The organism is Microbacterium sp. NPDC055683 (assembly GCF_053617895.1).
This window is the reverse complement of record NZ_JBSHGQ010000072.1, coordinates 1-9,216: the sequence shown is the minus strand read 5'-3', so window position 1 is coordinate 9,216 and position 9,216 is coordinate 1. Positions and strand designations below refer to the sequence as shown.

Annotated in this window: 9 protein-coding genes and 1 tRNA gene; 8 read left to right on the top strand and 2 right to left on the bottom strand. The window is 71.9% G+C overall.

All coding sequences use genetic code 11. The features are described 5' to 3' along the window. Nucleotides 1-70: 70 nt before the first annotated feature. A complete protein-coding gene (locus ACWGPF_RS17275) occupies nucleotides 71-829 on the bottom strand; it encodes a trimeric intracellular cation channel family protein (protein WP_452333960.1) in 759 nt (252 codons plus the stop codon). Between the two features lie 36 nt (nucleotides 830-865). Here ACWGPF_RS17275 and recO point away from each other — a divergent pair, with 36 nt between their 5' ends. The 3 genes from recO to ACWGPF_RS17260 are packed head-to-tail and all read left to right on the top strand — an operon-like array spanning nucleotide 866 to nucleotide 3,167. Next, a complete protein-coding gene (recO, locus tag ACWGPF_RS17270; protein ID WP_452333959.1) occupies nucleotides 866-1,609 on the top strand; it encodes a DNA repair protein RecO in 744 nt (247 codons plus the stop codon). Then, nucleotides 1,606-2,409, top strand: a complete 804-nt coding sequence (locus tag ACWGPF_RS17265; RefSeq protein ID WP_452333958.1) for an isoprenyl transferase — start codon at nucleotides 1,606-1,608, stop codon at nucleotides 2,407-2,409. Before recO ends, ACWGPF_RS17265 begins: the two co-directional genes overlap by 4 nt. A 38-nt stretch (nucleotides 2,410-2,447) precedes the next feature. Beyond that, entirely contained in the window at nucleotides 2,448-3,167 is a 720-nt protein-coding gene (locus tag ACWGPF_RS17260) for a DsbA family oxidoreductase (protein WP_452333957.1), read from the top strand. 3 nt (nucleotides 3,168-3,170) lie between these two features. On the opposite strand, the gene ACWGPF_RS17255 is transcribed toward ACWGPF_RS17260, so the two are convergent. After that, a complete protein-coding gene (locus ACWGPF_RS17255) occupies nucleotides 3,171-3,668 on the bottom strand; it encodes a glutathione peroxidase (protein ID WP_452333956.1) in 498 nt (165 codons plus the stop codon). A 67-nt stretch (nucleotides 3,669-3,735) separates the two neighbouring features. On the opposite strand from ACWGPF_RS17255, the gene dusB reads away from it, so the two are divergent. From dusB to ACWGPF_RS17230, 5 genes are all read left to right on the top strand, one after another. Further along, nucleotides 3,736-4,890, top strand: coding sequence for a tRNA dihydrouridine synthase DusB (gene dusB, locus ACWGPF_RS17250; RefSeq protein ID WP_452333955.1), 1,155 nt, complete (start codon nucleotides 3,736-3,738; stop codon nucleotides 4,888-4,890). After that, nucleotides 4,880-6,244: a deoxyguanosinetriphosphate triphosphohydrolase gene (locus ACWGPF_RS17245; protein WP_452333954.1), complete on the top strand. Its 1,365-nt coding sequence runs from the start codon at nucleotides 4,880-4,882 to the stop codon at nucleotides 6,242-6,244. Before dusB ends, ACWGPF_RS17245 begins: the two co-directional genes overlap by 11 nt. Next, on the top strand, nucleotides 6,244-8,115 hold the full coding sequence (gene dnaG / locus ACWGPF_RS17240) for a DNA primase (RefSeq protein WP_452333953.1): 1,872 nt from the start codon (nucleotides 6,244-6,246) through the stop codon (nucleotides 8,113-8,115). The genes ACWGPF_RS17245 and dnaG overlap by 1 nt, the downstream gene beginning before the upstream one ends. A gap of 21 nt (nucleotides 8,116-8,136) precedes the next feature. Continuing rightward, on the top strand, nucleotides 8,137-8,919 hold the full coding sequence (locus ACWGPF_RS17235) for an ATP-binding cassette domain-containing protein (protein ID WP_452333952.1): 783 nt from the start codon (nucleotides 8,137-8,139) through the stop codon (nucleotides 8,917-8,919). Nucleotides 8,920-9,017: 98 nt separating this feature from the next. After that, a tRNA-Asn gene (locus ACWGPF_RS17230) sits at nucleotides 9,018-9,093 on the top strand. Nucleotides 9,094-9,216 lie beyond the last annotated feature (123 nt).

The window sequence follows — 9,216 nt, the reverse complement described above, 5'->3', positions numbered from 1 at the left end:
CCCGCCGCCCCCTGCCGGCCCCCCCGGCGCCGCCCCGCCCAGCGGTGCGGGCCGCGGCGGCGGCTGCGTGTCAGCGCGTCGGGCGCTCGTCGTCGTCGCGCGGCAGGATGATGGCGCCCGTCTCCGGCGCGCCCGGAACGTCCTCGGCACGCAGCACGGGGATGCCCCGCGTCTCGAGCGACTCGCGTCGGCGCGCGAGTCGTCGCTGCTCGGGCAGCGACAGGTCGAACACGACCGCGAGCACGCGGATGAGGGCCGTCAGGGCGATGCCGAGGATGGCCGCGGGGACGATCGGCATGCCGAGCGCGAACGCCGCCGCGAGCGCGAGGTTGCCTCCGACCGCCGCGACGGCGTAGAGCGAGCCGACGTGCATGATCGCGACCGGGAGCCCCATCGCGATGTCCCGAATGACGCTCCCGCCGACCGCGGCGCACGCCCCGATGAAGACGGCGGGGATGAGCGGGATGCCGTTGGCGAGCGCCTTGCCCGTGCCGAAGGCGCCGAACATCCCGATGACGACGGCGTCGAGGAGCACGATGACGCGGTTGAGGCGGTCGAAGATGCCGGCGAGCAGCATGCCGACGAGCGAGGCGCCGACCGCCGTGACGAGGTACCCGTTGCTCTGGAGCGTGGCCGGCGTCATACCGAGCAGCAGGTCGCGGATGATGCCGCCGCCCATGCCGATCATCGTGCCGATGACGGCGACGCCGAGGAGGTCGAGGCGCTGACGGCCTCGGAACCCGGAGGCGAACAGCGCTCCCTGGATGCCGCCCAGCCCGACGGCGAGGAGATCCGCCCACAGCGGGATGGCGAACAGCGGCTCGGTCACCGCTCCATCCTCGCGCAGAGCGCGGATAATCGGAGGATGCCCACGTACCGAGACGAAGCCGTCGTGCTCCGGACCCACAAGCTGGGCGAGGCCGATCGCATCGTCACGCTGCTGACGCGTCAGCACGGGCGCGTCCGAGCCGTCGCGAAGGGCGTGCGCCGCACCTCGTCCAAGTTCGGCGCGCGGCTGGAGCCCTTCATGGTGGTCGACGCGCAGTTCTACATCGGCCGCAGCCTCGACATCGTGCAGCAGGCCGACTCCCTGGGAGCGTACGGGGCCGACATCGCCGCGGAGTACGAGCGCTACACGGCCGCGAGCGCCATGGCCGAGGCGGCCGATCGGATCAGCGAGGCGGAATCGACACCCCAGCAGTACTTCCTCCTGGTGGGAGCCCTGCGATCGCTCGCGCGCGGCGAGCACGCGCCCCACGCCATCATGGGCTCGTACCTGCTCCGGGCGCTCGCGCTCTCGGGATGGGCGCCCGCGCTCGACGACTGCGCGCGGTGCGGGGCGCCCGGTCCTCACGACCGGTTCGTCGCCCAGCTCGGCGGCCTCGTCTGCTCCCGCTGCGCCCCCGCGGGCAGCCCCCGCGTCGCTCCCGACGCCCTCGACCTCCTCCGCGCCCTGCTCGCGGGGGAGTGGGAGCACGTCGACGCGGCCTCCGAGCACGCTCTCGCCGCGGCCTCCGGCCTCATCAGCGCATACGCCCAGTTCCATCTCGAGCGCGCCATCCGCTCGCTCGGCCACGTCGCCGCCCGCCCGGCCGGAAGGACCCCATGAGCCCGAAGCCCTACACCCACCGCGACGCGGAGCCCTACAAGCCGCTCGACTGGACCGGGCTCACCCCGCCGACGTTCGCGGGTCCCGTACCGAACCACGTCGCGATCGTGATGGACGGCAACGGGCGGTGGGCGAACCAGCAGGGGCGTACGAGGGTCGACGGGCACAGGCAGGGCATCGAGCAGCTCCTCGATGTCGTCGCCGGCGCGCTGCAGGCGGGCGTCAAGAACCTCTCCGTGTACGCCTTCTCGACGGAGAACTGGAAGCGGTCGCCCGAGGAGGTGCGCTTCCTCATGAACTTCAGCCGCATCGTCCTGCACCGGTACCGCGACCAGCTCAACGAGTGGGATGTCCGCATTCGCTGGGCGGGCCGCAGGCCGCGCCTGTGGGGCTCGGTCATCAAGGACCTGAAGGCCGCGGAGGAGCTCACGGCGGGCAACCGCACGATGACCTTCACGATGTGCGTCAACTACGGCGGCAGGCTCGAGATCGTCGACGCCGTGCGCGAGCTCGCCGAAGAGGTGAAGGCGGGTCGGCTCAAGCCCTCCGCGATCAGTGAGAAGGCCATCGCGAAGCGCCTGTACGTCGCCGACATGCCCGACGTCGACCTCTTCCTCCGCTCCGGCGGGGAGCAGCGCACGTCGAATTTCATGCTGTGGGAGTCGGCCTACGCCGAGATGGTCTTCCTCGACCGCCTCTGGCCGGAGTTCACCCGCGCCGATCTGTGGGAGGCCATCCGGATCTTCCACAGCCGCGACCGCCGTTACGGGGGAGCGGTCGACACGCCCTCCATCGGATGACCGGGAATGCCGACGGGGCGGCCGGGGTTTCAGCAGGTGTGACGGATGCGATCAAGATCGACGTGTGGAGCGATATCGCCTGCCCGTGGTGCTACATCGGCAAGCGGAACCTGGAGGCGGGTCTCGCCGACGCGGCGTCCGACGCCGATGCTCCGCAGGTGGAGGTGACGTTCCACTCGTTCGAGCTGTCTCCCGACACGCCCGTCGACTTCGACGGCAGCGAGGTCGACTTCCTCTCCGGTCACAAGGGCATGCCGGTGGAGAAGGTCCAGCAGATGCTGGACCGCGTGACGGGGGTCGCCGCCGATGCCGGGCTCGAGTACCGGTTCGACCGGCTCCAGCACACGAACACCGTGAAGGCGCACGAGCTCATCCACTTCGCGAAGGCGAACGGCCGCCAGCTGGAGCTCACCGAGCGCCTCATGCGCGCCTACTTCACGGAGGGCCGGCACGTGGGCCGCATCGACGACCTCGTGGCGCTCGCCGAGGAGGTCGGCCTCGACGCCGACGAGGCGCGCGCGGCTCTCGAGAGCGGCCGCCACCTCGCCGACGTCCGCGCGGACCAGGACCAGGCCAGGGCCTACGGGATCAACGGCGTGCCGTTCTTCGTCATCGACGGGCGCTACGGCGTGAGCGGCGCCCAGCCGCCGCAGGCGTTCGCGCAGGTCGCCCGGCAGGTGTGGGCGGAGCGCCGCGGCACGACGGAGCGTGGCGGAGCGGCGGACCAGCCGACCGGAGCCGACGAGCCCGCCGCCTGAGGCTCAGCGCGGCAGCGCGGCCTCGATCGCCTCGACGATCTCGGGGGCGTCGGGCTTCACCGGGGGCCGGAAGCGCTTGACCTCGCCCGAGGGCAGCACGAGGAACTTCTCGAAGTTCCAGGCGACGGGTCCGCCGAGGCCCACGCCGTCCTTGGCCTTCTTCAGGGCCTTGTACAGCGGCGCCGCGTGAGACCCGTTCACGGACACCTTGTCCTGGATGGGGAAGCTCACTCCCCACGTGGTCGCGCAGTAGTCGAGGATCTCCTCCATGGAGCCCGGCTCCTGCCCGAGGAACTGGTTGCAGGGGAAGCCCAGCACCGTGAAGCCGCGATCGCCGTACGTCCTCTGCAGCTCCTCGAGCTGCTCGTACTGGGGCGTGAGGCCGCACTTCGAGGCGACGTTGACGACGAGGACGACCTGATCGGCGTAGTCGCCGAGCGTGGCGGTCGAGCCGTCGGCGGCGGTGAACGGAATGCTGCGGATGTCGGCGGGGGCGCTCATGTGCTCAGCCTAGGGCGGGCTGTCCCCATGCGGATCCGACCCGGTTTCGTTCTGGGAGAATCGAGAGGTGACCACCGTTCTCTCCCCCCAGCGCACCCTGCGCATCGGCGCGCTCGACATCGGCGTGCCGGTCGTGCTCGCGCCCATGGCGGGCATCACGAACACCGCGTTCCGGCGTCTCTGCCGTGAGTACGGCGGTGGCCTCTACGTCAGCGAGATGATCACGTCGCGCGCGCTCGTCGAGCGCAACGCCCAGACCATGCGCCTCATCCGCCACCACGAGTCGGAGAAGCCCCGCTCCATCCAGCTCTACGGCGTCGACCCGGTCACCATCGCGGCCGCCGCGCGCATCATCGCCGAGGAGGACAGGGCCGACCACATCGACCTGAACTTCGGATGCCCCGTCCCCAAGGTGACCCGCAAGGGCGGCGGATCCGCGCTGCCCTGGAAGCTCGGTCTCTTCCGGGAGATCGTGGAGCGCGCCGTCGAGGCGGCCGGCGACATCCCGCTCACCGTCAAGATGCGCAAGGGCATCGACGCCGACCACCTCACCTACCTCGATGCCGGCCGCATCGCGGAGGACGCGGGTGCGGCAGCCGTCGCGCTGCACGCGCGGACGGCCTCGGAGTTCTACTCGGGCACGGCCGACTGGTCGGCGATCGCGGCGCTCAAGCAGGCCGTCACCACTATCCCCGTGCTCGGCAACGGCGACATCTGGTCGGCCGCCGATGCCGTGCGGATGATGGAGGAGACGGGCTGCGACGGCGTCGTCGTGGGCCGGGGATGCCTCGGCCGCCCCTGGCTGTTCGGCGATCTCGCCCGGGCGTTCGGCGGCGAGGGCGTGGAGGTCGATGCGACGCTCGGCTTCGTCGCGCAGGCGTTCCGCCGTCACGCCGAGCTGCTCGTGGAGTTCTTCGACGACGAGGACCGCGGCTGCCGCGACATCCGGAAGCACGTCGCGTGGTACTTCAAGGGCTATCCCGTCGGCGGCGACCTCCGTGCACGCCTCGCGACGGCGTCGAGCCTTGCCGAGATCGACGACCTGCTCGCCGAGCTCGACCACGACGCCCCGTATCCGGGGGAGGCCGCCGAGGGCCAGCGCGGACGTGCCGGAACGCCCAAGCGTCCTGTGCTCCCCGAGGGATGGCTCGACTCGCGCGAGCTCGGAGAGGACGCAAGCTGCGAGCTGCGCGAGGCGGAGCTGGACACCAGTGGCGGCTGAGCGGGGAGGGGCGGCGCCCCGCCCCGAGGGCTACGACGACGCCGATGCCGAGCGGTTCCATCCGGAGCGCCATCGATCGCAGCGCGACGACTTCGCGCGCGACCGCGCGCGCGTGCTCCATTCGGCCGCCCTCCGCCAGCTCGCCGCGAAGACCCAGGTGCTGAGCCCCGCGAGCCCCGCCGACTTCGCGCGCAACCGCCTCACGCACTCGCTCGAGGTCGCGCAGGTCGGCCGCGAGCTCGGCACGGCGCTGGGGCTCGCCGAGGATGTCGTGGACGCGGCGTGCCTCAGCCACGATCTCGGCCATCCGCCCTTCGGACACAACGGCGAGAAGGCGCTCAACACGTGGGCCGAGGGGATCGGAGGCTTCGAGGGGAACGCGCAGAGCCTCCGCATCCTCACGCGCCTGGAGTCGAAGGTCCTCGACGACGAGCGCTCCTACGGGCTCAACCTGACGCGCGCCACGCTCGACGCGGCGTGCAAGTACCCCTGGACGATCGCCGACCCGGTGCCCGATCCGGGCGGTCGGCTGAAGTTCGGCGTGTACCCGGAGGACGAGGACGTGTTCGCCTGGCTGCGGCGGGGCGCACCTGGCAAGGAGCGCTGCATCGAGGCCGAGGTGATGGACCTGTCCGACGACATCGCGTACTCGGTGCACGACGTCGAGGACGCCGTCGTCAACGGGTACCTCGATCTCGCGCATGTGAGCGACCCCGTCGCGCACCATCCGCTCATCGGGAGCATCCAGGAGTGGGTCGGGTACGACTATCCGCGCGACGAGCTGGCCGACGCGCTGTTCCGGCTCACGCGCATGCCCATGTGGATGCGCGGCTTCGACCGCTCGCGCGCCGATCTCGCACGGCTCAAGAACCTCACGAGCGACCTCATCGGGCGCTTCGCGCGGATGGCCGTGGATGCCACCCGCGCCGCGTATCCGCAGGCGTCGCTCGCACGGTACGGCGGCCACGTCGTCGTGCCGCGCGAGGTGGAGGTCGAGATCGCCGTGCTCAAGGGCCTCATGGGCGCCACGATCGTGACGATCGACGAGCGGCGGCACATCTACGCCGAGCAGCGGCGCGTGCTCACGCGGCTCGCCGATGCCCTGGTGTCGACCGATACCCTGTGGTCGACGGGGGCGGACGCCCTGGAGCCGGCGTTCGCGGCCGACTTCCTCGCGGCCGACAGCGACGCCGCGCGCACGCGCGTCGTCGTCGACCAGGTCGCGTCGCTCACCGATCAGACGGCCGTTGCCTGGCATCACCGCCTCGTGGGCGACATCGACCCCGCCGAGGTGGGGATCGCCGCACCGCGGCGGTCGGGGCGCGCCCGCTCGCGGACGTCGCAGGTGGTCTGATGCCGCGCATCCTGCAGGCCGACGTCGACGAGGTGAAGGCGCGCACGAACATCGCCGACATCGTGGGCGAGCGCGTGGCGCTCAAGTCGGCGGGCGTCGGGTCGATGAAGGGCCTGTGCCCGTTCCACGACGAGAAGTCGCCGAGCTTCCACGTGCGGCCGCAGGTCGGCTTCTACCACTGCTTCGGGTGCGGCGAGTCGGGCGACGTCTACACGTTCCTGCGGGAGATGGACCACGTCTCGTTCACGGAGGCGGTCGAGAAGCTCGCGGCTCGCATCGGGTACATCCTGCACTACGAGGAAGGCGGGGGGCCGGCGCCCGAGACGAGCGGCCGCGCCCGGCTGTTCGCCGCCAACGCCGCCGCCGCCGAGTACTTCCGCTCGCAGCTCATGTCGCCCGAGGCGGACGCCGCACGGCGGTTCCTCGGCGAGCGGGGCTTCGACGCGGGAGCCGCGTCGCACTTCGGGGTCGGGTACGCCCCGAAGGGGTGGGACGGCCTCATGAACGCGCTCACGGCCCAGGGCTTCACGCGCGAGGAGCTCACGACCTCGGGGCTCGTGTCGACCAATCAGCGCGGGGGCGTCTACGACCGCTTCCGGGGCCGAGTGATCTGGCCGATCCGCGACGTCACGGGGCAGACCGTGGGCTTCGGCGCGCGCAAGCTCTACGACGACGACCAGGGGCCCAAGTACCTCAACACCCCCGAGACCCCGATCTACAAGAAGTCGCAGGTGCTCTACGGCCTCGACCTGGCCAAGCGCGACATCTCCCGAGGCGACCCGCGACGCGTCGTCGTCGTGGAGGGGTACACCGACGTCATGGCGTGCCACCTGGCCGGAGTGACGACGGCGATCGCGACGTGCGGCACCGCGTTCGGCACGGAGCACGTCTCCGTGCTGCGGCGCGTCATGGGCGACGCGTCGGCGGCGGGCGAGGTCGTGTTCACGTTCGACGGCGATGCCGCAGGACAGAAGGCGGCCATCCGCGCGTTCACCGATGCGAAGAGCTTCCACGCGCAGACCTTCGTCGCCGTCGCGCCCGACGGACTCGATCCGTGCGACCTCCGGCTGCAGCGGGGCGACGGGGCCGTGCGCGCCCTCATGGACCACAAGGTGCCCATGTTCGAGTTCGTCATCGACCGCGCCGTGTCGCGGTTCGACCTCGGCACGGTCGAGGGGCGGGTGGGCGCGCTCCGCGCCGCCGCACCCGTGGTGGCGGAGATCCGCGACCGGCTGCTGCGGCCGGGATACGAGCGCGTCCTCGCCGGACGGCTGGGGATGGACCCCGGCGACGTGCACGGCGAGGTCGAGCGCGCGGCACGACGCGCGTCGGGTGAGGAGCGGGCGCAGGAGGCGCCCCGCCGTGCCCCGCAGGACGCGCCGCCCGAGGACGCGCCGGCCATCCGCGTGACGCTCACGTCGCTGCCGCACTCCACCGACACCGCCATCGAGCGAGACGCGCTCACGGGCATCCTGCAGTACGGGCATCGGGTGGAGCCCGACCTGCTCGTGCGCGCCCTCTCGCTGCCGTTCCGCACACCGGCGCTCGAGGCCGTCCGCGCGGCGGTCGAGGCCGTCGACCGGTCGAAGATCGGATGGTCCGTGGCCGCGGTCGAGCGCGTACGCGAGCCCTACCGCTCGCTCGCGGCCGAGCTCATCACGCGGGACTTCCCCGCCGTCGACGAGGAGCGCGCCGCCCGGTCGGTCAACGACCTGTGCCGGCGTCTCGTGCTGCGCGCGCTCGATGCGGAGAAGTTCGAGCTGCTGGGTGCCGTGCAGCGGGTCCCGCCGGCGTCGGACGAGGGCAGGGCCGTCAGGATGCGCCTGCGCGACATCGACGCCGACCGGCGGCGCCTCCTCGACGAAGCCTGACCCGCAGGGGAGGATGAGGGCATGCGCGTACCCGACGACACCGAGAATGCCGTCCGTCTGCTCGATCTCAGCGTGACGCGCAGGGGCAGGGGGCAATCGGTGCGCGCGGTCGACGGCGTCACGGCGACCGTCGCGACGGGAGGGACCCTCTGCGTGGCCGGCCCGACCGGTTCGGGGAAGTCGTCTCTCGCCGCGGCGCTCGCGGGCGAGCGGGACCGGTCGATCGCCGTGAGCGGCGGCGACGCGTTCGTCACGGGCATCTCGGTCCGGCGGCCGGGACGCGCACATCGCGTGCTCACGTACCGCACGGGCTACGTCCCTCAGGGCGGTGGCGCGACGCTGCCCTCGCGCCTCACCGTCGCCGAGGTCATCACAGAGCCGATCACCTCGCGCGACCGCCGCGTCAACCAGCGGGCGCTCAACGTGCGGGTGGCGGCCCTCCTCGACGAGATGCACCTGCCGCTCGGGGCTGCGGCGAAGTTCCCCTACGAGCTCAGCGCCGGCATGCGGCAGCGCGTGTCGTTCGCGCGGGCGCTCATCCTCGATCCGCGCCTGCTGATCGCCGACGAGCCGCTGGCGAACATCGGGCTCGAGGTGCGGCATGTCATCTTCGACGCCATCCGCCGCCGCCGCGCGGAGTGGGGGATGGCCTCGCTGCTCGTCACGAACGACGCGTCGCTGGCGCGCGAGCTGGACGCGGATCGTCTCGTCCTCCGCGGTGGGCACGTCGTCGCAGCGGGCGATGCGGAGGTGCTCGCATGGACACCCGGGGCGCGCGGAGCGGACGCTCTCGTCATCGCCTGACGACACGCCCGCCGCGCGGCCCCGGTTTCTGCCCTGCCGCCGACGTGCGCTAAGCTAGGGGAGTTGCCCCGCGAGGGGCGGCGGAGAGATCCCCGTGATCCTCGGTAGCTCAATTGGCAGAGCAGCCGGCTGTTAACCGGCAGGTTCTTGGTTCGAGTCCAAGCCGGGGAGCCAACAGGCCCTCACCCTTCGGGGTGGGGGCCTCTTCCGTTCTCGGTGAGCCAGCCCTGCAGCCCGGCGCGGCTCCGCGTGTCCCGGATCGGTCGGGGAACGCGAACGGCCCCGCCGAAGCGGGGC